Origin of the sequence: Labrenzia sp. C1B70 (genome assembly GCF_000475395.1) — a bacterium.
In the GTDB taxonomy this organism is placed as follows: domain Bacteria; phylum Pseudomonadota; class Alphaproteobacteria; order Rhizobiales; family Stappiaceae; genus Roseibium; species Roseibium algicola.
In genome coordinates this window covers 25,886-52,090 of sequence record NZ_AXCE01000024.1, presented here as the reverse complement: position 1 = coordinate 52,090, position 26,205 = coordinate 25,886, and the positions used below count along the sequence as shown (strand labels likewise).

General features: G+C 58.6%; 24 protein-coding genes. 8 read left to right on the top strand and 16 right to left on the bottom strand.

Features of this window, described 5'->3' with window-relative positions; all coding sequences use genetic code 11:
• Positions 1–6: 6 nt before the first annotated feature.
• Positions 7–1,266, bottom strand: a complete 1,260-nt coding sequence (locus tag Q666_RS53920; RefSeq protein WP_023000229.1) for a Xaa-Pro peptidase family protein — start codon at positions 1,264–1,266, stop codon at positions 7–9.
• Between the two features lie 95 nt (positions 1,267–1,361).
• Here Q666_RS53920 and Q666_RS53915 point away from each other — a divergent pair, with 95 nt between their 5' ends.
• Positions 1,362–2,249, top strand: coding sequence for a LysR family transcriptional regulator (locus tag Q666_RS53915; RefSeq protein ID WP_023014573.1), 888 nt, complete (start codon positions 1,362–1,364; stop codon positions 2,247–2,249).
• 4 nt (positions 2,250–2,253) lie between these two features.
• On the opposite strand, the gene Q666_RS53910 is transcribed toward Q666_RS53915, so the two are convergent.
• From Q666_RS53910 to Q666_RS53895, 4 genes are all read right to left on the bottom strand, one after another.
• The gene (locus Q666_RS53910) at positions 2,254–2,685 is read right to left on the bottom strand and encodes a universal stress protein (RefSeq protein WP_023000227.1); all 432 of its coding nucleotides are present in this window, start codon (positions 2,683–2,685) and stop codon (positions 2,254–2,256) included.
• Positions 2,682–5,318: a TRAP transporter permease gene (locus Q666_RS53905; protein WP_031269031.1), complete on the bottom strand. Its 2,637-nt coding sequence runs from the start codon at positions 5,316–5,318 to the stop codon at positions 2,682–2,684. The genes Q666_RS53910 and Q666_RS53905 overlap by 4 nt, the downstream gene beginning before the upstream one ends.
• A gap of 184 nt (positions 5,319–5,502) precedes the next feature.
• A complete protein-coding gene (locus Q666_RS53900) occupies positions 5,503–6,471 on the bottom strand; it encodes a TAXI family TRAP transporter solute-binding subunit (protein WP_023000225.1) in 969 nt (322 codons plus the stop codon).
• A gap of 52 nt (positions 6,472–6,523) precedes the next feature.
• Entirely contained in the window at positions 6,524–7,393 is an 870-nt protein-coding gene (locus Q666_RS53895) for a MurR/RpiR family transcriptional regulator (RefSeq protein WP_023000224.1), read from the bottom strand.
• A gap of 313 nt (positions 7,394–7,706) precedes the next feature.
• On the opposite strand from Q666_RS53895, the gene Q666_RS53890 reads away from it, so the two are divergent.
• Positions 7,707–8,597, top strand: coding sequence for an alpha/beta hydrolase (locus Q666_RS53890; RefSeq protein ID WP_077290300.1), 891 nt, complete (start codon positions 7,707–7,709; stop codon positions 8,595–8,597).
• Between the two features lie 88 nt (positions 8,598–8,685).
• Here Q666_RS53890 and egtD read toward each other — a convergent pair whose 3' ends face one another.
• The gene (gene egtD, locus Q666_RS53885; protein WP_031269029.1) at positions 8,686–9,648 is read right to left on the bottom strand and encodes an L-histidine N(alpha)-methyltransferase; all 963 of its coding nucleotides are present in this window, start codon (positions 9,646–9,648) and stop codon (positions 8,686–8,688) included.
• Positions 9,648–10,913 (bottom strand): ergothioneine biosynthesis protein EgtB, encoded by a 1,266-nt coding sequence (egtB, locus tag Q666_RS53880; RefSeq protein WP_023000221.1) that lies wholly within the window; start codon positions 10,911–10,913, stop codon positions 9,648–9,650. The genes egtD and egtB overlap by 1 nt, the downstream gene beginning before the upstream one ends.
• Positions 10,914–11,454: 541 nt before the next feature.
• On the opposite strand from egtB, the gene Q666_RS53875 reads away from it, so the two are divergent.
• The 3 genes from Q666_RS53875 (at position 11,455) to dapA (ending at position 13,395) form a co-directional block, all read left to right on the top strand.
• Positions 11,455–12,048 carry a TetR/AcrR family transcriptional regulator gene (locus Q666_RS53875; protein WP_031269028.1) on the top strand — a complete coding sequence of 198 codons (594 nt, stop codon included), beginning with the start codon at positions 11,455–11,457 and terminating at the stop codon, positions 12,046–12,048.
• A gap of 40 nt (positions 12,049–12,088) precedes the next feature.
• Entirely contained in the window at positions 12,089–12,373 is a 285-nt protein-coding gene (locus Q666_RS53870; RefSeq protein WP_031269027.1) for a YciI family protein, read from the top strand.
• Between the two features lie 143 nt (positions 12,374–12,516).
• On the top strand, positions 12,517–13,395 hold the full coding sequence (dapA, locus tag Q666_RS53865) for a 4-hydroxy-tetrahydrodipicolinate synthase (RefSeq protein ID WP_023000218.1): 879 nt from the start codon (positions 12,517–12,519) through the stop codon (positions 13,393–13,395).
• 114 nt (positions 13,396–13,509) lie between these two features.
• Here the strand turns inward: dapA and metG are convergent, their stop codons facing one another.
• The 3 genes from metG to Q666_RS53850 all read right to left on the bottom strand — a co-directional run bounded on the left by metG (position 13,510) and on the right by Q666_RS53850 (position 17,555).
• A complete protein-coding gene (metG, locus tag Q666_RS53860; protein WP_023000217.1) occupies positions 13,510–15,030 on the bottom strand; it encodes a methionine--tRNA ligase in 1,521 nt (506 codons plus the stop codon).
• 183 nt (positions 15,031–15,213) lie between these two features.
• Positions 15,214–16,209, bottom strand: coding sequence for a YeiH family protein (locus Q666_RS53855; protein WP_023000216.1), 996 nt, complete (start codon positions 16,207–16,209; stop codon positions 15,214–15,216).
• A gap of 26 nt (positions 16,210–16,235) precedes the next feature.
• Positions 16,236–17,555, bottom strand: a complete 1,320-nt coding sequence (locus Q666_RS53850) for a cytochrome c peroxidase (RefSeq protein WP_023000215.1) — start codon at positions 17,553–17,555, stop codon at positions 16,236–16,238.
• Here Q666_RS53850 and Q666_RS53845 point away from each other — a divergent pair, their 5' ends adjacent.
• Positions 17,556–18,038, top strand: a complete 483-nt coding sequence (locus tag Q666_RS53845) for a tetratricopeptide repeat protein (RefSeq protein WP_023000214.1) — start codon at positions 17,556–17,558, stop codon at positions 18,036–18,038.
• Positions 18,039–18,251: 213 nt separating this feature from the next.
• Here the strand turns inward: Q666_RS53845 and dctP are convergent, their stop codons facing one another.
• The 6 genes from dctP to Q666_RS53815 form a co-directional block, all read right to left on the bottom strand.
• Complete coding sequence (dctP, locus tag Q666_RS53840) at positions 18,252–19,310, bottom strand: TRAP transporter substrate-binding protein DctP (protein WP_023000213.1); 1,059 nt, start codon at positions 19,308–19,310, stop codon at positions 18,252–18,254.
• Positions 19,311–19,337: 27 nt separating this feature from the next.
• Entirely contained in the window at positions 19,338–20,831 is a 1,494-nt protein-coding gene (locus tag Q666_RS53835; protein WP_023000212.1) for a TRAP transporter large permease, read from the bottom strand.
• Positions 20,831–21,421 (bottom strand): TRAP transporter small permease, encoded by a 591-nt coding sequence (locus tag Q666_RS53830; protein WP_023000211.1) that lies wholly within the window; start codon positions 21,419–21,421, stop codon positions 20,831–20,833. The genes Q666_RS53835 and Q666_RS53830 overlap by 1 nt, the downstream gene beginning before the upstream one ends.
• A 160-nt stretch (positions 21,422–21,581) precedes the next feature.
• Positions 21,582–22,097, bottom strand: a complete 516-nt coding sequence (locus tag Q666_RS53825; RefSeq protein ID WP_023000209.1) for a flavin reductase family protein — start codon at positions 22,095–22,097, stop codon at positions 21,582–21,584.
• Positions 22,097–22,987 carry an aldo/keto reductase gene (locus Q666_RS53820; protein ID WP_023000208.1) on the bottom strand — a complete coding sequence of 297 codons (891 nt, stop codon included), beginning with the start codon at positions 22,985–22,987 and terminating at the stop codon, positions 22,097–22,099. Before Q666_RS53820 ends, Q666_RS53825 begins: the two co-directional genes overlap by 1 nt.
• Positions 22,987–24,141: an LLM class flavin-dependent oxidoreductase gene (locus Q666_RS53815; protein WP_023000207.1), complete on the bottom strand. Its 1,155-nt coding sequence runs from the start codon at positions 24,139–24,141 to the stop codon at positions 22,987–22,989. Before Q666_RS53815 ends, Q666_RS53820 begins: the two co-directional genes overlap by 1 nt.
• Positions 24,142–24,331: 190 nt before the next feature.
• On the opposite strand from Q666_RS53815, the gene Q666_RS53810 reads away from it, so the two are divergent.
• A complete protein-coding gene (locus Q666_RS53810) occupies positions 24,332–25,042 on the top strand; it encodes a GntR family transcriptional regulator (protein ID WP_023000205.1) in 711 nt (236 codons plus the stop codon).
• A 35-nt stretch (positions 25,043–25,077) separates the two neighbouring features.
• On the top strand, positions 25,078–26,202 hold the full coding sequence (locus Q666_RS53805; protein WP_031269024.1) for a Gfo/Idh/MocA family oxidoreductase: 1,125 nt from the start codon (positions 25,078–25,080) through the stop codon (positions 26,200–26,202).
• Positions 26,203–26,205: the final 3 nt, after the last annotated feature.

Genomic DNA, 26,205 nt, shown 5'->3' with positions numbered 1-26,205 from the left:
TGCTCATCAGGTCAGCAGATGTGCCTCGAACGGAAACATCGACAGTGTCTCGATGCCGGTTTCGGTGATCAGGACCTGCTGCTCCAGCTTGACGCCTTCCTTGGCACCATCCTCGCCAATGTAGCTTTCGACACACAGTGTCATGCCCGGTTCCACGACACCGTCATAACCGGCGTCCGGAAAGTCGCCATGGTGATAGAGGTAGGGGTATTCGCCGGTCATGCCGCAGCCATGGGCAGACAGGTAGTAGCGGTTGGCATAGTAGCGGTCGGGGATGTTCCACGCCCGGTCGGCATATTCCCGGAAGCTCATTCCGGGCTTCAGAATGCCCATGTTGTAGTGAACCTGTTCGTAGGCGACCTTGTAAAGTTCGCGCTGGGTGTCCGTCGGCCGGTCCGGGCCGGAGTGGAAGGTGCGTGAAAAGTCGGCATAATAACCGTGGCAGCCGACAACATCCGTATCGAGGGCTATCAGCTCGTTCGCGCCGATGACGTTGTCAGATGTTTCCTGGAACCATGGATTGGTGCGCGCGCCAGCATTCAGCAGCCTCGTTTCGACATAGTCGCCGTTCTGCGCGATGATCGACTTGTGCAGCACTGACCAGAGTTCGGCTTCGGTAAGCCCCGGGCGAATTGCTTCACGCAGCTTGCCGACGCCTATTTCCGTCGCGCGCAACGAAGCAATCACGCATTTCATTTCTTCCGGCGATTTGATCGCGCGCGCCATCTCCACGGGTTGCTGCGCGTCGACCACGTTGAGTCCGGCTTCTTTCAGCGCGATGGTTGTTCCCGCATTAAGCCGTTCCAGCCCCACCGTGGCGTCCTTCAAGCCTGTCAGCTCATGAATGGTATCCGCCATCTCCGCCGCCCATGCGCGTTCGCGCTCTGCAATATGAGGACCGGCAGCGACGAAGCTCGCGGTTTTAGAGGGGCGGACCTCGTCGACGGTTTCATAGCCCTCTCCAAGATGAAGACAGCCGGTGAACTCAAATAGAATGGAGCGGTTCTGGGTCAGCAGCAGGTAGCGCGACGGGGCATTGCGCATGGAAAAAACCTGCATGTTCCGCGTGCCGGTCGCATAGCGGATGTTGACCGGGTCGGAGAGGATTACCGCATCAACACCATATTCAGCCATCTTTTGCCGCACACGCTGCTGCCGGTATGTGCGCACGGCCACCAGATCGATCCCTTCCACCTCGGGTGCGCGGTCAAGCTGCGCCAGTCCCTGAAGGTCGCTGCGCTCCGCGTGCCAGTCCAGTTCCGCCATTTGTCATCGTCTCCAGTTCAACTGGATGGAATATCGGGCGAGCTTCGATTCTTTAAAAGACTGGAAAAAATCGGGTCATTGGATAACCTGCAGTAATGCGAGCCTATCGAAAATCACTCCCGCCGCTCGACACATTGGTCTTCTTTGAAGCCGCCATGCGTCATTTGAACTTTACAGAGGCTGCCGAAGAACTCTTCGTGACCCAGGCCGCCGTTTCCAAACGCATTCGGCAGCTGGAAGACTGGCTGGGCGTCGATCTGTTCGAGCGGTCCGGTCGCAGGCTTCTGCCGACAGAAGCAGGAACATATCTTGCCGAGAAGACCGGCATGACGCTGGATTATCTGACGCAGGCGCTGAGCGCACTGAAAGTGCCGGAGAGGCCTGTCGTGCGGATTGCGTCTGTGACGGCACTTGCTGCCTTCTGGCTCCAGCCTAAGCTCAAGGAATTTGCACTGTCAGACGAAGCCTGCCTGTTCAATCTGGCAACAGCAGACGATCTGGGAGACCTGCTCAAACCAGAGCACGACCTTGTCATCCTGCACGGAGACGGCCGGTTTGCGGGCTGGCAGTCGGAATTGTTGTTTCAGGAGGTCCTGACACCTGTCGGGATGCCGGAGATTATTGACGCCCTGCGGTCAGGAGGTGGCGGTAAACAGCCGGCGCTTCTCAACTACCCGCGTCTTGCTCCGAACTGGATCGATTGGACAGGCTGGATCCAGCGGACAGGGAGATTGGATCTGAAAGATTGGCCTGTTCAGTCATGTGCAAGCTACAATCAGTCTATAGGGCGGGCCTTGAAGGGGCTCGGTATTGCGCTTGGCGCCTTGCCATTGTTGCGGGAAGAGATTTCTTCGGGAAGGCTCGTGCCGCTGGAAGGTGCTACGCTCAAGACGGGAATGGGCTATTACATCGCCTGGCCAAACATGCGGCCGCTCGGCACGGAGGCCGAGCGATTGAAATCCGCGCTGCTGGAAGCCGACTGAGGCGTCAGTTCCTCACCACATAGACCGAACATTTCGAATGACGGACGACCCGCGCTGCGTTTGGTCCGAGCAGGAATTCGCTCAGATGCGGCTGGTGGGCGCCAATGACAATGAGGTCTGCCCCGGTCTTTTTCGCGACTTCCAGGATTTCCTCGTAAATGGAGCCGGTGGCGACCAGATGCCGGATTTCGCTGTTTCTTTCCGCCCCGAGGACGCTTGAAACCTTCTCGACCAGCTTTTTCTGGGTTTCCGCCACCATCTGACCCTGGAAGTTCTCGTCGAAATAGGAAGCGACAAGATTGATACCGGCGCTCGGGACGACCGTGATCACATCGAGCTGGGCACCGTCCAGACGGGCGAGCTTGTCGGCCGTTTCCAGAACCTTGGTGTCGTCGACCTGCTGGACGTCGACGGCGCACAAGATGGATTTCGTCATGCCGCTACTCCTTCTTCACGGTTGGTCCGGCCTGCGCGGGCGCGCTGGAGCATGAAGACAAGGGCCAGAAGCAGAAGCCCCGGAATATAGATCAGCTCCTTCGGCAACTGATCCGCCTCGAGGCGAGCTTCTTTAACGACCACGGGTTCGTCGCCGTAGAAGTCGAACGTTCCGAGCTGTTCGAAATAGGGCGTCCCCGGGAAGGGTTCCTCCAGCTTCAGAACACCGTCTTCTTCGAGGGTCGTCAGGCCAAGCGCCTGCAATCTGGCTTCGCCCCCGTCTTCGCTTCCGGGCGTGATCGCAATGCGCGTTTCCATCGTGTTGCCGGTGTCGAAATCCGGACCACTCAGCACCAGACGGATCTCGCTGCCTGCAGGTGCATCACCAACTGCCTGGACGAAACGGTCCGGCGAGACGATCTCGAACGGAGGTTGGATCCGGTTCATGAAGAAATCCGGACGGAACAGCACGAAGGCGACCAGCACCAGGGCAACACTTTCGTAGATCCTGTTCTTGGTCAGGAAATAGCCCATGGTGCCTGCGGTAAACACAAGGATGGCTATCGTCGCCATGATGAAGACGAGTATGCCCTGGGTCACCGTGACGTCGATCAGGAGAAGATCGGTGTTGAAGATGAAGACGAAGGGCAGGGCGACCGTCCGCAGAGAATAGAAGAATGCCGTGAACCCGGTCTTTATGGCATCGCCTCCTGACACCGCCGCCGCGGCAAAGGAGGCTAGACCCACGGGTGGCGTTACGTCCGCCATGATGCCGAAATAGAAGACGAACAGGTGCACGGCAATGAGCGGAACTATCAGTCCGGATTGCGCGCCGAGTTCGACCACGACCCCGGCCATCAGTGAAGACACCACGATGTAGTTCGCCGTTGTCGGCAGACCCATGCCAAGTATCAGCGACAGGACGCCGACGAACACCAGCATCAGCACCAGATTGCCACCGGATACGAACTCGACGAGATCTGCCATCACCTGGCCGATGCCGGTCAGGGTGACCGTGCCGACGATGATGCCGGCTGTTGCGGTCGCAAGGCCGATGCCGATCATGTTGCGGGCACCGTCGATCATGCCGTGGACGAGGTCGTTGACGCCCTCCTTGAAGGCTTCAACTGTCTCGTTCTCGCCCCGGAAGATCGCCTTGATCGGACGCTGGGTCAAAAGGATCGCGAAGAGCAGAGCCGTTGCCCAGAAGGCTGAAAGGCCCGGTGACTTCTGCTCGATCATCAGGAAGTAGACGAGCACGACGATCGGAAGCAGGTAGTAGAGACCAGCCTTGTAGATCTGGGAAATATCCGGAAGCGTGATTTCCTTCGCGTTGGGATCGTCCGGATGAAGGTCATCGACGCTGGCGGCCAGTTTCAACAGAGCGATATAGGCAAGGAAAACCAGTAGCGCGAGGATCCACGACGCGCCTTCCGGTACCAGGGCGACAACCCAGCCGACCGGGTATTGCACACCATAGCAAAGAGCGGCAAAGGCCGCGAAAAACACGAACATGCCGATGATCGTGCGCAGGGTTGAAACGGTCTTGTGCCCGATGGTTGGCATGTTCCGCTTAACGGCTTCAAGGTGCACGATATAGACCAGCGCGATGTAGGAAATCACGGCCGGTAGAAAGGCGTGAGTGATCACGTCGACATAGGAAATGCCGACATATTCGACCATCAGAAAGGCGGCGGCGCCCATCACCGGCGGCATGATTTGGCCGTTCACGGAGGATGCGACCTCGACCGATCCCGCTTGTTCAGAGGTAAAGCCGACGCGCTTCATCAGCGGAATGGTGAATGTGCCCGTGGTAACGACGTTTGCGATGGACGAGCCGGAGATGAGGCCGGTGGCTGCAGAGCCGACAACGGCTGCCTTGGCCGGGCCACCTTTCAGGTGACCGAGCGCGCCGAAGGCCATCTTGATGAAGTAGTTGCCCGCACCCGCCTTGTCCAGCAAGGCGCCAAAGAGCACGAACAGGAAGACGAACTTGGTGGAGACACCGAGCGCGATACCGAAGACACCCTCCGACGTGATCCACATGTGGCTCATCGCCTTTTGCAGCGAAGCGCCCTTCCAGCGGATGACCTCCGGGACCCATTCTGAGGAGCCGAAGAAGACGTAGAGCAGGAATACGGTTGCGACGATGGCCATGGCCGGGCCGAGTGCCCGGCGCGCGGCTTCAAACAGGACCACGATACCTGCAAGGGCGAACCACTTGTCGGTGTCGTCGGCCAAACCGCCGTTGGCAACGATCTTGTCGTAGAAGAAGAAGCCGTAAAGCGAAATGAAGGCGCCGAAAAACGCCAGGGCCCAGTCCTGGATCGGGACGCGGTGTCTCGGACTGCTCGACAGTGCGGGGTAGGCCATGAATGCCAGGAACATCGCAAACGCCAGATGCACCTGTCGGCTGTTGTTGATGATGTCCGACGGCAGGACGTAATAGACGATGGGGGAGGCGAGCAAAACCTGGAAGCAGGACCAGATCAGGGCCACGGTGGCGATCATCATCCCGACGGACCCGGCAGGGTTCCTGGACCCGGAATCGGAGGAGGCGACGAGTTCCTGAAGTTCTTCTTCGGATAGTCCCTGTCGTTGGTCCCGTCCGTTCGGCTGGTTCTGTTCAGACATGAAGTTCCCCCGGTCTTCCGGCTGAAGCGCAACGTCGGCATTGCGCTCGGCTGGCACCCGACAGCCACGCAGCCCGTGGCATCTGTTAATTCATTCAAGAAATGCCTTGGCCAAAGTGTCGTTCAATGGGCCGCAGCAGAGAAACGGGCCCGGACATGGTCCGGACCCGAAATGTTGGCAAGGATTAGTTGATCCAGCCCTGTTCCTGGTAGTACTTCGCAGCACCCGGATGAAGCGGTGCGGACAGGCCGTCCTTCACCATTTCTTCCGGCTTCAGGTTGGCAAAGGCAGGATGCAGCTTCTTGAAGGCATCGAAGTTCTCGAACACTGACTTGACCAGCGTGTAGACGACTTCATCGTCCACCTTGGCGGACGTGATGAAGGTCGCGCCGACACCGAAGGTGGTGACGTCTTCGTCATTGCCGCGATACATGCCGCCCGGGATAGTGGCCTTGCGGTAGTAGCTGTTGTCTTCGATCAGCTTTCCGACAACCGGGCCGTCAACGTTCACGAGTTTGGAATCGCACGCCGTGGTTGCTTCCTGAATGGAACCGGACGGGTGGCCGACCGTGTAAACCATGGCATCGATCTGGTTGTCGCAGAGGGCGGCAGACTGTTCTGCAGCCTTCAGCTCGGTCGCCTGCGCGAAGTCATCCGTGGACCAGCCCATCGCTTCCATCAGAACTTCCATGGTGCCGCGCTGACCGGAACCCGGGTTGCCGATGTTGACCCGCTTGCCTTTCAGGTCCTCGAAGGACGTGACGCCGCTATCGGCGCGGGCAACGACGGTGAACGGCTCGGGGTGCACGGAGAAGACGGCTCGCAGGTCTTCGAACGGGCCTTTTTCCTCGAACTGCGAGGTGCCGTTGTAAGCGTGATACTGCCAATCGGACTGGGCAACACCAAACTCCAGTTCGCCTTCACGCACCGTGTTGATGTTGTAGACGGACCCGCCGGTGGATTCCACGGAGCAACGAATGCCATGGTCCTTGCGGCCCTTGTTGACGAGCCGGCAAATGGCTCCGCCGGTCGGATAGTAAACGCCAGTCACACCACCAGTGCCGATGGTGATGAATTGCTCTGCAGAGGCTGCGCCGGTGAATGCGATGCTGGTCGCCATGACGGCGCCCGCAAGGTTCAGTTTCATCATCATTTGACTTGGCTTCCCTTTGTTTGAATTCTTGTGTCCGGCATGGCGATCCACGCTAGACGTTTTCAAATTCGTCGAGCAGACGATTGTGTCTGTCGACCTCCTGGATCCGGGCTTCCGCCTCGGCTCCGGCCCGCGCAACCAGCATGCCTGTAATGGTTTCGATAAGCACAAGCGTGGCTGCGTAAGACGAAAAAAAGTGTGGACTTTCAGTGCGTTGTATGAAGTGGTAATTCGCGAATTGCAACCCTGGAAAGGCGTGGCTGTCGGTCAGGACGATCACCTGTGCACCATTTCCTGCCGCCACTTTTGCCGCGCGTACCGAACGGTGGGCATAAGGGTGCTTGGATAGGACGATGACCGTGTCGGCCGATGTAATGCCGGCAAGCGTGCTGCCCAGAGTGGCTCCATTGCGCCCGGCAACGACCCACCTGTCATCGAACCACTTGGCCAGATAGGCGAAATAGTCGGTAAAACCTGCTGAGGCGAGGGCGCCTATCAGGATGATCTTGCGGGACTGGCTTAGCCGGTCGACGGCAGCATCCAGAACGGCCGGGTCAATGTCGTCCACCAGTGCCTTGATGTTGTCGATGCAAGCGGAGACCTGGCGTGGCAGCAAAGGCAGGTCGGCATCCGAGCGCAGCTTCCTGGCCTTGTCCTGAAACGTGTCTCGCCCACGGTGGCTCAACTCGTTCCGGGCCTGTTCGCGCAACGCTTCGTAATCAGAAAAACCCAGTGCCCTTGCAAGTCGGGTGTAGCTCGCCGGCGAAACACCACTGGCAGATGCGACCGACCTCAGGCTGCGGGTGGCGATTTCCACCTGGTTTTCCGCAATGTAATCCGCTGCCGTACGCAATGCATCGCTCAGGTCGGCATAATTGGCCGAAATTGCGGTGCGAAGATGGGGCGACGAAATGGTTTCCATTCGGTTACTGTTCCATTTGTTTTTTACATTGTCAATTTGTGAAACAAATGTTTCGCGTTGAAAACGATCCCTCCCTTTCTACCGGAAATCCCTACGGTTTTGCCCGTCCTGCCCGCACTCGCAAGGCAGTAAAATGTCCCTGTCCAAGCGGTTTGGCGCGGTGATGACGGTTCTCGGAACCTGCTCAAAACGTCACTGATAAAAATACACGCATAAATTGATTTTTGAAAATTTAATACACGTTAAGGTTTTGTTAATGATATAATCCATTGGGGGCATTGCGCTTTTCCTGTGACCATAAGGGGAGAGAGACATGACTGACTACACATCGAGAACTTTGGCCACATGTGCCCGGTCGGTGCTGTTGACACTTGCAATGGCAGCTCCGGCAATTGCCGGTGACTTCTTTGAAGTCGAGCCCGGGGTCGATCTCTATTACGAGGATCACGGATCGGGACTTCCGATCGTGTTTGTTCCCGGTTGGACCTTCACCACACAGGTTTTCGAACATCAGATCGAAGCCTTTGCGAAAGACCACCGGGTCATCACCTTCGATCCTCGAAGCCACGGCCGCTCGACGCTGACACTGGAAGGCAATAACTACGTTACCCAGGGGGCGGACCTTGCAAAGTTGCTTGATCATCTCAAGGTCGAAAAGCCGGTGCTGGTGGGGTGGTCATTCGGTTGCCTGACCACTTGGGAATTCATCAAGACAAGGTCTGTGGATGCTGCGTCCGCCCATATGTGCATCGATCTTTCGCCGACACCGCTAACCGGCAATGACGGCGACTGGGCTGAGGGAAGCGTCGCGGAAATTGCGGAACTTTACAGCGGCATTCAGTCAGCTGAAGGCCAACGCAACGTCATCAACTGGTATGCCGACGAGGTCATGATCGAACAGGACTACACGCCGGAACTGTCCCGCTGGATTGTTGACCAGTCGACCAAGTCGCCACCATTCGTGGCCGCGGCTTATCTGGCGGCCGGAAATTTCAGCAATTACCTGGAGACGGCCAAGGAGGTCGATGCGAAGCTGCCGTCGGCCTTCGTGATCGCCGATCACTGGTCCGACAGTGCCAAGGCCTACCTTGCCGTCCATACGCCCAACAGCTCGGTGCAGGCCTTTGGTGGCCATATGATGTTCTGGGAGTATCCGGACCGGTTCAACAGGGTGCTGGCCGGATTCATCGCACAGATCGAATAAGCTTCAGGCTGAACCATTGAGTAAGTGGCGGGTGAGGCCTTGAAACTTTGCCTCACCCGCATCTGTTAGGTGACCCAAGTAGAAGGGCTTAAGCAGCCTGCAACGTATAGACCGAGAACCATTTGTTCTCGTCGCTGTCGACGTCCGTGATCTGCCATCCGCCTTCGCGGGCGATGCCTTCGAACGCTTCCTCGCTGTATTTGTGCGAGTTTTCCGTGTGGATTGTCTCGCCCTTTGCGAATGCGACGGTTTCCCCGGCGATGGAGACCTGCTGCTGACCCAGGCTTTCCAGATGCATCTCGATACGGCTTTCGCCCTCGTTCCAGATGGCTTTGTGTGCGAAGGCGGCGAGGTCGAAATCGCCATCCAGTTCCCTGTTGATCCGCTGCAAAAGGTTCTGGTTGAAGGCTGCTGTGATCCCGGCCGGATCGTCATAGGCTTCCTGCAGGACTTTTGCATCCTTTGGCCGGTCCACACCGATAACCAAGCTGGCCTCCGGCATGGCTGAGCGAATGTTCGCCAGGAGTGCCGCTGCCTCGGTTTTTTCGAAGTTGCCGATCGTGGAACCGGGAAAGAAGATCAGCACTGGCAACTCGGGCAGCAACGGCAGTTGTCCGAAGGGCTGTGTGAAATCGGCAGCAACCGGTATTACCGCCAATGACGGGTATGCGCGGCGCACCCGTTCGGCAGCAGCTTTCAGGTGATTGGCTGAAATGTCGATCGGCATGTAGACGGACAGGTCCGGAAAGGCATTCAGCAACAGGTCTGTCTTGCGGCTGGACCCGCTGCCCAGTTCGACCATCGCTCCGCGTGCGCCCGGTAGACGGCGATATTTCCTGGCATTCTGGGCGAGGATCGAGATCTCCGTTCGGGTCGGGTAATAGGCATCCAGTTCGGTGATCGCTTCGAACAGATGTGACCCGACATCGTCGTAGAGCCATTTGCTGCTGATCGCCTTCTGATCCTTGAGTAGACCGGAGAGGATGTCGTCGCGAAACATATCCGACTGGTTCTCGTCCGTTTGGTTCTCGGGAGAAACATGCTTGGTCATCATTGATCTCCCGCCAGCCTCAGGCCGAGCATCTGCCAGCGTTGGTGTGGATAGAAGAAGGTGCGGTAGGACGACCGCAACTGTTCCTTCGGGGTCGCGCAGGACCCGCCGCGCAGCACCATCTGGTTGACCATGAACTTGCCATTGTATTCGCCAATGGCCCCCTCGGGTGGTCTGAAGCCCGGATAGGGGCTGAAAGCGCTGCTGGTCCATTGCCAGACATCACCCCAAAGGCCGGGCCTGCGGCCAACAGGCTGAAAGGCTCCGCTTTCCAGGAAATTGCCTTCGATCGGGGTCGGCTCTGCAGCGGCTTCCCACTCTGCTTCCGTCGGCAACCGGCGACCTGCCCAGCGGGCAAAGGCTTCCGCTTCATAGTAACTGACGTGGACAACCGGTGCCGCAAGATCAACCGGTCGTGGTCCCTGCAAGGTATAGGTCCACCATTGACCGTCCTGCTGCCACCAGTAGAGGGGGCTGTCCCAACCGTTCTTCTCTCGCACGGCCCAGCCTTCCATCAGCCAGAGCGTTTGGGTTGAGTAACCACCATCTTCCATGAAGGCGATCCACTCGCCGTTTGTTACGGGACGATCCGCAAGACGATAGGGCTCCAGCCAGACCTTGTGACGTGGCCCTTCGCAGTCATACGCAAAGCCGGTCCCGTCGTGGCCGATTTCGAGAAGACCACCGTCGTAGGAAACCCATTCGGCGGTTTTAACCGCGCTGACCGGTGCCGGTTTTGGTTCGACATAGGCGGGCAGCAGCGGATTGAAGGAAAACGCATGGAGGAGATCGGTGACCAGCAGTTCCTGATGCTGCATCTCATGATGACAGCCGAGGGTAATCAGCTCTTCAAGCTTGTCCTGTTCGAGCGAAAAGGCGTTTCGGGCAACTCCTTCACGCAGGGCGTCTTCGACATGTGAGCGGTAGTCAAGCACGTCGGTGGCGCTGGGCCGCGAAAGCAGGCCCCGTCTCGACCGGGTATGCCTCGGGCCGGCTTGTACGTAGTACGAATTGAAGAGCACGGCGAAACGATCATCGCGTGGCTGATAGCCAGGTAGCGAAGGCTTCAGGATGAATTCTTCGAAGAACCAAGTGGTATGTGCCATGTGCCACTTGGGCGGGCTGGCATCCTCCATGGATTGCAGCCCCATGTCCTCCGGACTGAGGGGGGCGGCGAGAGCAAGTGTCTGTGCCCTGACCCGATCGAACAGGTCGGTAACGGCGGAAAGGGGCGCTTCATGCGTCCGCTCATCCAGCAATGTCATTTCAATCCCTCCACGCGGGAACCGGCTGCTGTGCCTCCAGCCGGACCTGTGTCTGCCACCAAGCGACTTCTAGGTAGGCAGCGAACGGGGCATTCCAATGTCGGAAATTGCACCGGTCCTGTGCACAAATGCGCGATCAAGGCACTTGGTTGCGCGTTGTTGATAAAAAGGAACATTGTTGAGATTGATCTTCAATTGATTGGATCGGATGCGGAAAGTCACCAAGTCGTTGAGAGTGATGGAAGTTTTGCGTTTTGCCTTCCTGCAGATCAGGTGTGACCGTCGAAACCCATCCTAAAAAACAGCTACTGACAGGGTGTGTCAGGAGTTGCAGCAACCAGAGTTCACATTGATGTGAGGGAAGCTAAAATCGTTTCGCGTCAGCTTGAAATGGCCCTTCGCAGCAGCGCCGCACTGCCTGTCTCGGGCGGCATCCGTGTTTTCCTGATGAACTTCACTTGACTTATTCGGACGGTCGTCCTAACTCGTCGATAGGTCATTTGTCCTAATGAATGGTGCGGAAACACGAAGGGAGATGGATATGGTTGCGGCAGGCGAGACACGGCGTCAGATCGTGGATGCGGCGGACAGCCTTTTCTATGCCCAAGGTTTTACGCAGACGTCCTTCGCGGACATTGCTGCAGCGGTGAAAATCTCGCGCGGCAACTTCTATTATCATTTCAAGACCAAGGACGAGATCCTCGATGCCGTGATCGACAAGCGTTTGTCGGATCGAAAAGAGCTGCTCGCCAAATGGGACGAGACGGCGGATGAAGCACGGAAACGGATTGAGTGTTTTATCCGGATCGTCATCGTCAACCAGACGAAGATCATGGCTTACGGCTGTCCCGTCGGTACGCTGACGACGGAGCTGGCAAAGATCGATCATCCCTCACGGGGCAAGGCCAACGAGATCATGGCCCTGTTCGGCGACTGGCTTGAAACACAGTTTCGCGAAATCGGCTGCGGTGAGAATTCGCGGGACAATGCCATGCATGTCCTTGGCTGGAGCCAGGGTGTCGCGACACTCGCCCAGGCATTCAAGGACAAGGCCTATGTCGAGCGTGAAGTCTCGAAAATCCTGCGCTGGCTGGACGGCGTCATTGCCGGGACACAGCAGAACAAGATCCAGTAACTCGCCTTTGCCTTTCGTAAAAACCTAAATGGAGAATGACATGTTTGTCGTGACACTCACCTTTGCTGACAAATCCCGGGCAGGCGAACTCATGGAAGGCCACAAGGCCTGGATCCAACGCGGGTTCGAGCAAGGATATTTCCTGATGGTCGGCAGCCTGCAGCCGAACCGCGGCGGTGGGATTATAGCGCACGGCGCTAGCATGGAAAAACTTGAAGGATTTGTTGCCGAAGACCCTTTCGTTGCTGAAGGTGTCGTTACGGCCGAAATTCTGGAAATAACACCTGCGCGGTTCGATGATCGCCTGGAGTTTTTGGCTGCCTGATCGCGGATCATGATGCAGTAAGATGTTCATGAGGGACGGGGCAGGTTGCCAGTGACGGGTTTTTGGTGGCACATCGATCTGGAATGACTATCGATGGAGATGGGACCGTGCTTTCAGACAGCGCGGATCCGGGAGGACGCCAAATGCTCGAACTCAAGGGATCCATTCCCGCCCTTGTCACACCGTTCAGGGACGGAAGCGTTGACATCGAAGCGCTGGAACGTCTCGTTGAGTGGCACATTGCCCAGGGCAGCGACGGGCTGGTTGCTGTCGGGACGACGGGCGAAAGCCCGACTGTCTCCAAGATCGAGCATAAGGACGTCATCAAGCGGGTCGTCGATCTTGTGGCCGGCCGCATTCCGGTTGTTGCCGGGACTGGCTCCAACGCAACGGCGCAATCCCTCGACATGCTTCAGCACGCTGAAGCCGTTGGCGCAGATGCGGCGCTGGTCGTGACGCCCTATTACAACAAGCCCAACCAGGCAGGCCTGCTCAGCCACTACAAGGTTCTCCACGACAACAGCGCGATCCCGATCATCCTCTACAATATTCCGGGACGGTGTGTGATCGACATATTGCCGGAAACCATGGCCGAGATGGCACGCTGGCCGCGGATTATCGGCGTGAAGGATGCCACCGGCAGCATGGAGCGGGTCAGCAAGCAAAGGGCACTTTGCGGCAAGGCTTTCATGCAGTTCAGTGCTGAGGACGCCGCTGCACTGGGTTTCAACGCCCATGGCGGGCACGGGTGCATTTCAGTGACCGCCAACGTGGCTCCAGGCCTTTGTGCCGAGTTCCAGAGCGCATCACTTGCTGAAAACCTCGAACTTGCCCGGGAGTATCAGGACCGCCTGTTGCCTCTCCACTCCGCGATGTTCCTCGAGCCACCCGCAGCCTGCGCCAAATACGGCCTGTCCAGACTGGGGCTTTGCCGCGAAGATGTCCGCTTGCCACTGACACCGGTGACTGAGGAAACCCGTCGCGAGATCGACAAAGCCATGGAAATCGCCGGTCTGCTCTAGAGCCTCTGCTCGTTCGCCGTACTCTCTGTGGCTGGAAATCGCATTCCGAGCGATTGGTTATCTGAAGCGCCCCGGCTCGGGGCGCTTCATTTATTTGATCAAGCCGTGACGGGCTTACTGAACCCGCGGAAAAAGCGTCTCGATTTCGCCGAGATCGCTATTGCCTTCCAGCCGGTCAAGTTCCGGCTTCCACGGGCAGGTGACAGCCGGTGCGTTCAGCATGGCAAGAGCCTTCCCGGCAGATGCAGGGATGACCTGTGTCAGCGCTTCCATGACGACGCGCAGGCAGTCCAGCGTCACGTAGATCACCGTCTGGCAACGCTCGCGGGTCTCCTCGTTCTTGATGAGATCCCAGGGAGCCTGCTCGGCGAAGTAGTTGTTCATCTCGTCGGCGACGGTAATGATCGACTGCATGCGAGCCGGGATTTCAGCAAGGTTGACCCATTCGCCCATGCCCTTGGTGGCTTCAAGCACGGACTTGCGGATCGCTTCGTCCTCGGCTGACAGCGGACCCGGTGCCGGCAGTTTGCCGTCAAAACGGGCCTTGGAGAACTTGGCCGCCCGCGACAGCAGGTTGCCGATCTTGTTGCCCAGTTCCGTGTTGTAGGACTGGGTGATGAAGTCGACCGAAATCTGGCTGTCGCTGTCCGCACGCATGTGCCGGGCGAGGTACCAGCGCAAGGCGTCGACGCCCAGCTTCTCGATGACCTCGATCGGATCGACGACGTTGCCGATGGACTTCGACATCTTCACGCCGCCCGCACCAACCCAGTGACTGTGGACGGACAGCTTCTTCGGCAGCGGCAGACCGGCGGCCATCAGCATGATCGGCCAGTAGACCCCATGCGGCTTGAGAATATCCTTGCCGATCAGGTGCTCGCATTCCGCCCACCAGCTCTCGTAGCCTGCTTCCGGCCAGTTGATGTTGGTGAGGTAGTTCGCCAGCGCATCGAACCAGACATAGGTGACGAAGTCAGTGTCGAAAGGCAGTTCGATACCCAGGGTTACACGGGCCTTCGGCCGGGAGATACAGAGATCTTCCAGCGGTTCGGACAGCATCTGCTTCAGTTCGTTCTTGAACGCTTCGGGCTGCACGAAGTCCGGATTTTCGACGATGTGCTGCAGAAGGCGCTCGCGGAACGGTTCCATCTTCAGGAAGTAGTTGGTTTCCTCCGTCTGCTCCACCTTCATTGTCGGGTGCAGCGGGCACTGGCCCTCTTCGGTCAGATCGGATTCCTTCTTGAACTCCTCGCAGCCCTTGCAGTAGGTGCCGGTGTAGTTCTTCTTGACGATCAGATCCTTGTCGAAGATCGACTGCTCCATTCCAGCGACGGCCGTCTTGTGGCCCTCGCGGCTGGTGCGCACGAAATAGTCGTAAGCCACGTCCAGACGGTCGAAGACATCGCGGAATTCTGCACAGCGCATGTTGAGGTAGTCTTCAACCGACATTCCCTCTTTTTCCGCTGCTTCCTGGTTCTTCTGTCCGTGCTCGTCCACGCCGGTGGACAGCATCATGTCATACCCCAGCGCCTGTCGGTTGCGTTTCAGGATATCGGCCATCACGGACGTGAAGGCGTGACCGATATGCGGAGAACCGTTGACGTAGTAGATCGGGGTGGTGATGTAGCTTTTCATCCAAACGCTTTCGAAATGTTTGGGCGGAAACAAGTCCGGTCCGGCCTGTTGCGGCGCATCTGCCGTTCCGCCTAAAGAGGTGCGAGCTATATTCCATACTCGCCCGCACAAGAAAAGCCCCGGCCTTTGAAAAGACCGGGGTTCTGCTTCGTTATATGGGGTGTGGCAAGGCCGATTGAAAGGTCAGCCGATCAGCCAGATGCCGCCCAGAACGAAGAGTGCCAGAAACGCTGTCTGCGTGACCAGCATCCAGATGGCCGGGCCGCCGACTTCCAGCAGTTTCGGAATGGAGGTTTTCATGCCCACTGCCGCAATTGCGGCCAGCAACGCCCAGCGGGAAACGTGTCCGGCCGCCTCCTTGGCAACGTCCGGAATAAGGCCGAAGGAATTGAGTGCGGCAAGCACCAGGAAGGCGACAACAAACGCCGGCATGATCGGAGGACGGGCGCTGCCCGGCTCCGAACTCTTGCGCAGGATGAGCGCCGCGACCAGAACGATGGGCGCCAGCATGGTGACGCGGATCAGTTTCACCAGCGTCGAAAGGTCTCCGGTTTCCTCGGAGATCGAGAAGCCGGCCCCGACAACCTGGGCAACATCGTGGATCGTGCCGCCAAGGAAGACACCCGTCGCGTCCATGGAAAGGCCGAGGGAGGAGGTGAGGATCGGGTAGAAGATCATGGCCAGTGTGGACAGGACGGTCACGGTAATCACCGTAAAGGCGAGATCGCGTTCGGCATGTTCGCGTTTCGGCAGGATGGAGCCGATTGCCATGGCCGCGGAGGCACCGCAAATGGCGACCGCGCCGCCGGTCAGAAACGAAAACAACCTGTCTCGTCCGAACAGCCCGCCGATCAAGAGGGAAAAGCCGATGGTAACCAGGACGCCGAGGATCACCAGAAGCAGAAACGGCAGACCCAGCTGCTGCACCATTTCCACGCTGATGCGGACGCCGAGCAGGGCAACGCCGACACGAAGCAGCGTGCGGGCTGCAAAGGCGATGCCTTCACCCGTGCGCTGTTCCTCCGAAAGGAAGTTCAGCGGCATGCCAAGCAGGATGGCCATCAACATGGCCGGTGCCCCGTAGTGCTCGTTGAGGAATTGCGCAGCAATGGCGACAAGCCCGGCAATCGCAATACCCGGGAACAGCCGGTTAGCCCGGTCTTTCAATGGAGCAACCATGAAACGTTCTTAGTCCTTGTTGATGTTTACCGGTCGACGGGAAGGCCGCTCGGGACAGTGGCAGGGATGCCGAAGGGCGGGGCCGTGACGGACTGCGTGCCGGTCAGGCTTTTCAGGAAAGCCTCCAGATCGGCAATCTCCGCATCCGAAAGGGGGAGAGGTTCAATATCCCTGAATCGGGCCTGACGCGCCATCTCACGAGCGTCATTCCAGACCACAAAATCGATCGCCTGCAGCCAGGGCGCTTGTGGAAGGGCTGCGGTTTCCGGTGTCCAGGCTTTCAGCATTCCCTTGGGGTCGAGATGATGCCGGATGATCCCCTCCAACGTGGGGTAGGCGCCATTGTGGCCGTAAGGGGCGGTCAGCTCGACATTGCGCAGCATCGGAGTCCGGAACCTGTAGGCATCTTCCAGGCGGTCGGTTTCTCCCATCACGCCGACATCGCGCACCATCGGATCGAAGCTGCGGGTGCGGCCCGGACCAAAGGGGGGCAGGCCCAGGGCGTGGAATTTCTGATCGCTGAGCAGTTTGCCCGAATGACACGAGGAGCACCCGGCCTTGCCGTAGAAGAGATCGAGACCCTGCTTCTGGGCCGGATCCAGAGCGCTTTCGTCACCGGTGAGATACGCGTCGAACGGGCTGTCGAAGCTCTGCCATTCAATTGCCTGGAAAGCTGCCAGCGCATTTGCGATTTCAACGATCGTGACCGCTTCAGGCGCGTCGATATGATCGAACGCCTCGACAAACAGGCGGCCATATTCCGGAATGATGCGGACGCGTTTGGCAAGGATCGGCCAGGCGTTGTCGATGCGATCGTAGATGGCCCCGGCGATCTCGTTTTCCTTCGGATTGCCCGCCATCTCGAACTGGGCCGTCACCGGAAAGACAGCCTGGGCGGCGAGCAGAGAATTGAAGCCCGTGGGCAGCCATTCTTCCGCCGGCGAATTGAAGCCGTTTTCGAAGGTGTCGGCAATCGACAGGCGGCCGTCATGAAACAGGACGTGGAGCTCTTTTGCTCCCAAGTTCCAGAGACCTGGAGCGTTTCGCGGAATCCGTTTCTTAATGCGGCTGTCACCGGTTCCGGCAATCCGCATGAGCCCCAACCCTTCGCCGCCTTCGCCGATGCCGAGCGACAACCGGTCCCCGGTGCCAAGGGTCGGGTGGTGGCATGTGGCGCAAGCAATATTCCTGTTGCCGGAGAGGATCTTGTCGTAAAAAAGCAACTGGCCGAGGGCTGCCTGCTTTCTGTCGAAGGCGATGAAATCGTCTTCCTTCAAGGGCGGTGGCAATTCGGAAGCAATCGCCGGTGCCGACAAGCCGAAGACCAGAGGGAGCAACCGCAACACATGAAAACCACGCTGACCGCCGCTCTTTTTGCTCTTGTGTTGTGCACGAGTTCTGCTCAGGCGGAAATCGAAGCCGCGCGCGACCTTATGGAGGCCAATCGCTACGAAGAGGCGATGAAGGAACTTTGGCCGGCGGCACGCTCCGGCAACGCGGATGCGGAAGAACTGATCGGTGTGATGTACGCTATGGGGCTGGGTGTCGAGCGCGACGACCAGCGGGCATTCGAGTGGTATCTCAGAAGCGCGATGAAGGGGCATCCGGGTGCCCAGTCCGGTGTCGGCTGGTACTATGAGGTGGGCCGGGGCATGCCGGCTCCGGATCTCGTGCGGGCTTACATGTGGTACACGCTCTCCGCCATCGGGGGGGACCCCGACGCCGCGATCTCTCTGGAAGAGGTGGTCAAGAAGATGACCAAAGACGAGATTGAGAAGGCGCATATCCTGGTCGGTGATTACAAGGTCTGGATGTATCCGTTCAATTGAAAGCCGGCGGTTCGTTCCTGATCGGCGCAGAACTCGCGTGATCGAGTGCTGGGCGGACCGGACCATTGAGTTCTGGCTCTCCCGGGTCTCCCGCGGCTTCACCATGGGACGTGTGCCGATCCCTGTCCAGTTTACGGCAGGCACGATTCCTGATCGGTGCATGTGCTGGGATGTGTCACGCCCTGCAGTGGCAAGGCGTGACACGGTGTTTCGTCAGTTCAGATCGGCAGAGCGATTGGCGTTGATGTCGGCTTCGGCCGTAGCCACGGCTTCTTCCAGGGCGCCGAAGATCTCGCCGCCGCGTCCGACATTGCCCTTGAACCAGTCATAGACCGGAGCGGCTGCTTCCTTGAAGGCTGCCTTTTCTTCCGGGGTCGGAACGTAAAGATCGCCGCCACCGGCCACGAAGTCCTCATAAGCCTTGATCGACTTGCGCTTCGGCGAAGCGAAGGTTGCCTGCTGCAGGGCGTAGAAACCGTCCACCACGACACGGCGCAGGTCTTCCGGCATCGACAGGAACTTCTCGTTGTTCATCCACCACAACGCGCCCATGTAGGCATGGCCGTCGAGGGTGACATACTGAAGCCCGGCATCCGGGAACTTCATGCCCATGATGTCGGTGATGCCGTTCTTGGAACCTTCGACAACGCCGGTCTGAAGCGAGGTGAACAGTTCCGGCCACGGGATCGGCGTCGGAGCAGCGCCAAGTGCCTTGACCAGTTCCTGCGGCAGGTCGGCCACCACGGTGCGGATCTTCAGGCCCTTGAGGTCTTCCGGCTTGGCGACGCGATGCTTGGTGTTGGCGAAGTTGCGCCAGCCACCGGTGTTGCCGATGGTCATCAGGCGGATGGTGTCACCGGAATCCTCCAGTGCCATCGTGCGCATGGTGCGGGTGAATTCACCCGACAGGACATGCTCCGCAATCCGGTCGTCGCTCATCATGTAGGGCAGGTCGAGAACCTGGACATACGGGAAAATGCCCGCCGCGCCGCCGGAGGTGGAGATGTAGATGTCGATCGCACCGTCGGAAATGCCCTGAAGGCATTCGGCGCCGTTGGAGCAAAGCTGCGTGCCGATGAACAGTTCAACCTCGATGGCGCCGTTGGAAGCGGCCTCAACGAAGTTCTTGAAAACGACAAGACCGTCGTAGTCTTCGTCGTTTTCGTTGGAGTTGGCGGTTGCGCGCAGCGTGTAGTCCGCGGCAAGCGCGCTCAGCGACGATCCGGCAAGCATCGCCGCGACGGTGAGCGTTTTCAGTGCAGTTTTGAGCATTAGGTTCCTCCCTTAGAAAGCTCAGGATCAGTTGGCAAATCCGGTCAGACGCGGGATCGTCATCGAAAGTGCCGGAATATAGGTGATCAGGAAGATCACCGCGATTTCCACCGCCAGAAACGGCAGGATGGCTTTGGCAATGGTTTCAACCCGTTCTCTTGAAACCGAAGCCGCAACGAAGAGCACCAGTCCCATGGGCGGCGTTGCCAGGCCGATGGTCAGGTTGACGCTCATGATGATGGCGAAATGGATCGGATCGACGCCCAGGTTGACGAAGATCGGTCCGAGAATGGGGCCGAGAATGATGATGGCAGGGCCTGCATCCAGGAACATGCCGACAACGAAGAGCAGCAGGTTGATCAGGAACAGCAGGATCAGCGGGTTCTCCGACAGGGTGAGAACGAACTCCGCCATGATTTCGGGAGCGTGGCTGAGGCTGACGACGGTCTTGAAGGCCATCGCCGCACCGACCAGGAGAAGCACCACTGCAGAGGTTATGCCGGCCCTGTTCAGGACACCCGGGATCTCGGACACCTTGATGGAGTGCAGAACGAAGAAGCCGATAACTAGCGCGTAGGCAACTGCGACCGCGGCTGCTTCCGTCGGCGTGAAGACCCCCAGCAGAATGCCGCCGAGAATGATGATCGGCGTCTGAAGCGGAGCAACTGCTTTCTTGCACACGACCCGAAAATCTTCCGAGACAGCACTTCTGAGCTTCCACAAGAGCACATGGGAAACCGCCAGGAAGACCGCGAACAGGATGAAGGAAGTCGTCGTTGAAAGGGAAGCGAACCCGGTCAGGTTGATCACAAGGTCCGCGATCACTGTGAAGAGGGCAGCCAGGTTTGCCCTCAGCACAATGAAGGAGAACCAGTATTCCACCGGTGCCATGGTTTGGCCGGGGTTGACGATCCTCTGTGCTTTGGGAAGGTCGTACTTGTTGGCCATGACCTTGACCATCAGCATCAGGCCGATGCCGACCATGATGCCGGGTACAATACCGGCCAGGAACAGCGCGGCAACGCTCTCGCCCATCACATAGGCATAGATGATCATGATGCCCGACGGCGGAATGATCGGCCCGATGACGGAACTCGCAGCGGTGATTGCCGCAGCAAAACGCCTTGTGTAACCCTGCTTCTCCATTGCCGGGATAAGCATGGATCCGAGTGCGGAGGTATCGGCAACAGCAGAACCGGACAAGCCTGCAAACAGCATCGACGACAGGATGTTCACATGAGCAAGGCCGCCGCGCAGATGTCCCATCAGGGCCTGGCTGAACTCGACCAGCCGCATGGTGATGCCGCCCTTGTTCATCAGCTCGCCTGCGAGCATGAAAAACGGAATCGCCATCAGAGGAAAACTGTCCATGCCGTTGTAGACGTTGCGGTAAAGCAGCGTGATGTCTTTTTCCTGGCCGTTCAGCCAGAGCAACAGGCCAGGGGCCGCCAGAAGGCCGAAGAAGACAGGCAGTCCGATCAGCAGGAAGACGAGGAAAACAGGAAGGAACCAGATCAGCATCAGTCAGCTCCTGCCATGTCGGGATCGGGAATGACCGGCATGCGGTCGGCGCCACCGAAGCTGGCGATGATGTTGCGCAGGATCAGCTCGATGTTGACGAGCGTCAGCAGGAATACGCCGACGAGGATGGAAGCCATCATCCAGCTGCGCGGCACGCGGATCCATTCGCTGAAGGAAAGGTTGCCTGGAACATAAAGCGAGGCGGTTGCGAAACGGCCTCCGAAACCGGTGACTTCCGAAAAGCCGATCTTCAGGGCAACGACGAGCACCACAAGTGAAATAAGCAGAAGGAGCAGGGATATGGCGCTTCCCAGCAGGCGAGGCAGGGAATGGGTGAACATGTCGATGGCAACGAAACCGCCTCTGCGGAACGCTGTTGGTGCCATAAGACCTGTCATCCAGAGCATGCAGAAACGGGCTGCTTCGTCCGGCCAGGGCAGGGCATTGTTGAAGACATAGCGGAACACGACCTGAACCAGGATCGCAATCACCATCAGGGCGACGGCAACAATGCCGATGCCCCGGCCAATTCGCAACAGCAGCGAATTGACGAAGTCGAGCGGTGCAAGAACCGCCAGCAAAATGCCCATTCGGGCTCCTCCCTGGATCAACCGGCCATCATGTGCGCGAACATGAGAACCGCGAAGCTGATCATGTTAAAAGTGGTGAAGCGGTCTTCTGCGTTCTCCTGCGACAGAAGGCTTCTCACTTTCCTCCAGAACGGGCCGGTCACCGCCCCGTTTTCCGCCCTTATTTTGGAGCGATTTGTCCGAGTTTGCCTGCATAAAACGTCAGGGCCTCGCCTGAACGCATCTCGGCCTGCAACACTTGCCCAAGAACGATCAGGTGATCGCCGCCCTCATAGGCGGTGAAGCGCTTGCACTCGAAGCGGGCGAGACAGTTTTCGATCAGGGGCACGCCGTTGCCGTCGATCGTATAGGTGAGCTGATCGAAAGCATGGGCATTGCGCACGAAACCGTTGCAGACTTCAGCCTGTTCGTTGCTGAGAACATGAATGGCGTAATGTTCGGCCGTTTCGAAATACCTGAACCTGCGCGATCCCTTGTCCGGCATCCACAGGACCAGCGCCGGTTCCAGGGAGACGGATGAAAAGCTGTTGGCTGTAATGCCGACGGGGCCGTCGGCCGAGCCGGTGGTCACCACCGTAACACCGGTGGCAAATCGACCGAACGCATCCCGCAAGAGGCGGGTGTTGTCGGCGTCCGGTTCGAAGGTCACGGTATGATTGGCATTCTGCATGGTCATCAGGGCACCTCTGTTCCAAGTGCCGCTTCGTAAAGACGGTACCAGGTTTCGCGATCCAGGCTGACTTTCAGCGCGTCGGAGATCTGGGCAATGCGCTCCAGATTATTCGTGCCCATGACCGGCAAAAGTTGCGCCGGATGAGCCAGAAGGAAGGCGACCGCGACAGCGGACCGGTCTACACCGGCCTCTGCAGCAATTTCGTCCATTACGGTGCCAAGCTTGCCACTTTCGGAAATCAGCGAGCCACCACCGAGGGGGGACCATGCCATCAACCGGGTGCCGAGGCGCTGGTGGAACGCGAGGTCGCCATTGGTGAACGGCGCGATTTCCTTCAGTGAGATCTCGATCTGGTTGGTCACAAGCCGGTTCGACATCGCCGACTGCAGCAGCTCCCAGTCCCAGGGGCGGAAGTTGGAGACACCGACATTCCGCACCTTGCCGCTCTTGACGAGGTCATCGAGCGCGGCGCCGGTCTCGTGATGATCCATCAGCGGGTCCGGGCGATGGATCAGCAGCAGGTCGATGGTCTCGATGCCCATCTCCGTGAGGGAGAACTCGACAGACTTCTCGATGTGTGATCGGGACGTGTCGTAGTATTTCACCCTGGCATCCGAATACCGTCCCATCGGCGCGACAATGTCGCATTTGGTGACGATTTCCATCTGACCACGCAGGGCCGGATTGGCTTTCAGCGCCCCGCCAAGCACGGCCTCTGCGGCATAACCGCCGTAAATGTCAGCCTGATCGAAGGTTGTGATGCCTTGGTCGAGACAGGTCTGGATCTTGCGTTCCACGTAAGCGGGGGACGTGTCGCTGTCGTCGCCGATGCGCCACATGCCATAGATCAGCCGGGAGAAGTCCAGGGTTTCAGAAAGTTTCACGCGGTCCATTAGCGGCGCACTCCTTGGCCAAGCGGGGTTGCCGGCGTTTGAGCCGGTACACGACCATAAGCGTGCGGCAGGGAACATGTCTTCAGGTTCGGCAGGACCCTGGACCCGAAATGCCTGGCTTCTTCCAGGTGCGGATAGCCGGAGAAGATGAAGGCACGAATACCCATCTTCTGATAGGCCTCGATCTTGGACATCACCTGATCGGTTGACCCGACCAGCGCTGCCCCGCAACCGGACCGCGCCCGGCCGACACCCGTCCACAGGTTCGGTTCGATATAACCGAATTCATCAGCGATCTCGCGGTTCTTTGCCTGGTGGCTCACCCCCAGCGACTTGGCATCAAGTGCCCGTTCGCGAATGGCGGTTCCCTGGGTCTCGTCAAGTTTGGAGACGATATAGTCCGCGTATTCCTGCGCTTCCTTTTCCGTGTCACGCACGATCATGTGCACGCGCAGGCCATAGTCGAGTGTGCGGTCGTATTTCTCGGCGACCGCGTTGACCGCCTTCATGCGGCCTTCCAGTTCCTCGATCTTTTCCGGCCACATCAGGTAGACGTCGCAATGCTGACCGCAAAGGTCCAGCGCATCCGGAGAATAACCTCCGAAATAGAGCAGGGGCCCACCGGTCTGGTAAGGCCGGGCGGGGTCCGTGGTCAGGCCCTTGAAGTTATAGACCTTGCCTTCGTAATTGATTTCGTCCTGCGTCCAGGCCTGCTTCAGGATCTCCACCACTTCCCGCGAACGCTGGTAGCGATAGCTGCTGTCGGCCTGCTCGCCCGGAAAGTCGGACGAGATGATGTTGACCGTCAACCGGCCCTCGAGCATGTGGTCCAGCGTGGCAATGGTCCGCGCCAGCATGATCGGCTGCATCTCGCCGCAGCGAACCGCTGCCAGCAGGTTGATCTTGTCGGTGATCGGAGCGCAGCCGGCGACGAAGGACAGGGTGTCCTGGCCCACCTGGTAGGACGACGGGCACAGGATGTTGCGGAAGCCCTGCTGCTCGGCTGTTTTCACGATCGAAGAGCAATGCTCCCAGGAGGAACGCAGATGGCCTTCGGGTACGCCCAGAAACTGATAGTCGTCGGAACACAATGCGGCGAACCAGGATACCTCCGCTGCATCAAGATCCGGTGACGTGACTGGGACTACGGTCATGAAGTGCCTCCCTTGGACCATCTTGTCGAATACCGAAACCCGCATGCACCGACATGGGCGCGATTGTGGTTTCGCTATTTTCGTTTGTTTTCGAATGGCTTCATTCTGCCTTCGATTTCTTCTTGCATATCACCCGTTTTGATGTAAATCAATAGTGTATCAATTTTGAAAACGAGACCTTCGAACCGCCATGCCAGCCGCCTCGCAAACCTCTACCGCGCTGCCGTTATATGTGCAGATAAGTGAGCTTTTGATCAGGGATATCGCGGCCGGGCGGCTGATCGACGGGGAGCGGCTGCCGCCTGAAAGGGACATGGCAGAGGAGCTTGGCATCTCCATCGGAACCCTTCGCAAGGCACTCGCCGACCTTACGCAAAAAGGCTTACTCGAGCGGATCCAGGGGTCGGGAAACTACATACGGCAGGGCGGCACGCATGAGAGCGTCTACGCCATGTTCCGTCTGGAACTCCTGAGCGGAGGTGGTCTGCCACGCGCGGATATTCTGGACGTAAAGCGCCTGGACAAGCCGGACGATCTGCCGCTTTTCGGTACCAGCGCCGAAGGCACCCGTATCCGCCGGCTGAGGTTTCTCAACGATGTGATGATTGCGGTGGAGGAAATCTGGCTCGACGGCGACGCGGGATTCGTGCGGCGCGAGCTTCTGTCGGACTCGCTTTACCGCTTTTACCAGAAACACCTCGGGTTCTGGATCGTGCGTGCAGAAGACCGGGTGACCATCCGTGCGCTGCCGGACTGGACGCCGGAACTCTTTCAGAAGACGCCGGGTACTCTCACAGGCTTTGTCGAACGGTTCAGCTGGGCGGATCGCCCCAAGCCGGTCGAATATTCGCGAACCTGGTTCGACACGGACCGGGCGCATTACGTGCAGCGCTTGAAATAGGTGGACGAGAAATGCCACCGCGCATGGAGGACTGAATGCCTGCAAAGGTAAGATATGGTGTCATTGGCTGCGGGATGATGGGGCAGGAGCACCTGCGCAACATCGCACTCCTGCCGGACACCGAAGTAACGGTGATCTTCGAGCCGGACGCCGGAATGGCGGAAGCGGCAGCAAGATTTGCGCCTCTTGCGCGATTTGCCAATTCCGTTTCGGAACTGCTGGAAGTGGACGAACTGGACTGCATCCTGATTGCCAGTCCGAACCACTGCCATGTGCCGCAGATGGAAGAAATTCGCCGCAAGCGCCCGTTGCCGCTTCTCGTCGAAAAGCCTCTCTTCACCGATCCCAAGGATGTTGCCGAGCTGGAGGCTTTCAAGGCGTCCTATCCGGCGCCCGTGTGGGTGGCGATGGAGTACCGCTACATGCCGCCGATCGCGGCGTTGATCGAGCAGGCGGAAGCAGCCACTGGCGGCATCAAGATGCTGACCATCCGCGAACACCGTTTTCCCTTCCTCGACAAGGTCGGCGCATGGAACCGGTTCAACCGCTACTCCGGTGGTACATTCGTTGAAAAGTGTTGCCATTTCTTCGATCTCATGCGGCTGATCATGCAATGCGAACCAGTCCGCGTGATGGCGTCGGCCGGCCAGGATGCCAATCACAAGGACGAGGTCTACAATGGCGAGCAGCCGGACATACTCGACAATGGCTATGTGATCGTCGACTTCGAAAACGGTGCTCGGGCCATGCTGGAACTTTGCATGTTTGCCGAAGGCTCGCGCTACCAGGAAGAAGTGTCGGCCGTTGGCCCGGAAGGCAAGATCGAAGCCTTCGTGCCGGGTCCCGGACGCTTCTGGCCAGAACACCTCGGCGAGCCGCCGGTGCCTCAGCTTGTCGTGTCGCCCAGGGACCCGAAGGGGCCGCGTCAGATCGATATTCCGGTTGACCCGATGATCCTCGATGCAGGCGACCACAACGGCTCGACATTCTATCAGCACGAAGGCTTCGTGGCTGTCGTACGCGGTGAAAAGCCGGCACCTGAAGTGACGCTTGAAGACGGATGGCGGGCTGTGGAAATGGGGCTGGCGGCACAGCAGTCTGCCCGTACGGGTCAGGCCGTGACGCTAAGATCTCAGGCGCTTTCCTCCGTCGCCTGCTGACAA

Excerpts from the sequence above, each read along its gene's own strand:
- Q666_RS53920 (WP_023000229.1), bottom strand. The coding sequence starts at position 1,266 with ATGGCGGAACTGGACTGGCACGCGGAGCGCAGCGACCTTCAGGGACTG.
- Q666_RS53915 (WP_023014573.1), top strand. The coding sequence starts at position 1,362 with ATGCGAGCCTATCGAAAATCACTCCCGCCGCTCGACACATTGGTCTTC.
- Q666_RS53910 (WP_023000227.1), bottom strand. The coding sequence starts at position 2,685 with ATGACGAAATCCATCTTGTGCGCCGTCGACGTCCAGCAGGTCGACGAC.
- Q666_RS53905 (WP_031269031.1), bottom strand. The coding sequence starts at position 5,318 with ATGTCTGAACAGAACCAGCCGAACGGACGGGACCAACGACAGGGACTA.
- Q666_RS53900 (WP_023000225.1), bottom strand. The coding sequence starts at position 6,471 with ATGATGATGAAACTGAACCTTGCGGGCGCCGTCATGGCGACCAGCATC.
- Q666_RS53895 (WP_023000224.1), bottom strand. The coding sequence starts at position 7,393 with ATGGAAACCATTTCGTCGCCCCATCTTCGCACCGCAATTTCGGCCAAT.
- Q666_RS53890 (WP_077290300.1), top strand. The coding sequence starts at position 7,707 with ATGACTGACTACACATCGAGAACTTTGGCCACATGTGCCCGGTCGGTG.
- egtD (WP_031269029.1), bottom strand. The coding sequence starts at position 9,648 with ATGACCAAGCATGTTTCTCCCGAGAACCAAACGGACGAGAACCAGTCG.
- egtB (WP_023000221.1), bottom strand. The coding sequence starts at position 10,913 with ATGACATTGCTGGATGAGCGGACGCATGAAGCGCCCCTTTCCGCCGTT.
- Q666_RS53875 (WP_031269028.1), top strand. The coding sequence starts at position 11,455 with ATGGTTGCGGCAGGCGAGACACGGCGTCAGATCGTGGATGCGGCGGAC.
- Q666_RS53870 (WP_031269027.1), top strand. The coding sequence starts at position 12,089 with ATGTTTGTCGTGACACTCACCTTTGCTGACAAATCCCGGGCAGGCGAA.
- dapA (WP_023000218.1), top strand. The coding sequence starts at position 12,517 with ATGCTCGAACTCAAGGGATCCATTCCCGCCCTTGTCACACCGTTCAGG.
- metG (WP_023000217.1), bottom strand. The coding sequence starts at position 15,030 with ATGAAAAGCTACATCACCACCCCGATCTACTACGTCAACGGTTCTCCG.
- Q666_RS53855 (WP_023000216.1), bottom strand. The coding sequence starts at position 16,209 with ATGGTTGCTCCATTGAAAGACCGGGCTAACCGGCTGTTCCCGGGTATT.
- Q666_RS53845 (WP_023000214.1), top strand. The coding sequence starts at position 17,556 with ATGAAAACCACGCTGACCGCCGCTCTTTTTGCTCTTGTGTTGTGCACG.
- dctP (WP_023000213.1), bottom strand. The coding sequence starts at position 19,310 with ATGCTCAAAACTGCACTGAAAACGCTCACCGTCGCGGCGATGCTTGCC.
- Q666_RS53835 (WP_023000212.1), bottom strand. The coding sequence starts at position 20,831 with ATGCTGATCTGGTTCCTTCCTGTTTTCCTCGTCTTCCTGCTGATCGGA.
- Q666_RS53830 (WP_023000211.1), bottom strand. The coding sequence starts at position 21,421 with ATGGGCATTTTGCTGGCGGTTCTTGCACCGCTCGACTTCGTCAATTCG.
- Q666_RS53825 (WP_023000209.1), bottom strand. The coding sequence starts at position 22,097 with ATGACCATGCAGAATGCCAATCATACCGTGACCTTCGAACCGGACGCC.
- Q666_RS53820 (WP_023000208.1), bottom strand. The coding sequence starts at position 22,987 with ATGGACCGCGTGAAACTTTCTGAAACCCTGGACTTCTCCCGGCTGATC.
- Q666_RS53815 (WP_023000207.1), bottom strand. The coding sequence starts at position 24,141 with ATGACCGTAGTCCCAGTCACGTCACCGGATCTTGATGCAGCGGAGGTA.
- Q666_RS53810 (WP_023000205.1), top strand. The coding sequence starts at position 24,332 with ATGCCAGCCGCCTCGCAAACCTCTACCGCGCTGCCGTTATATGTGCAG.
- Q666_RS53805 (WP_031269024.1), top strand. The coding sequence starts at position 25,078 with ATGCCTGCAAAGGTAAGATATGGTGTCATTGGCTGCGGGATGATGGGG.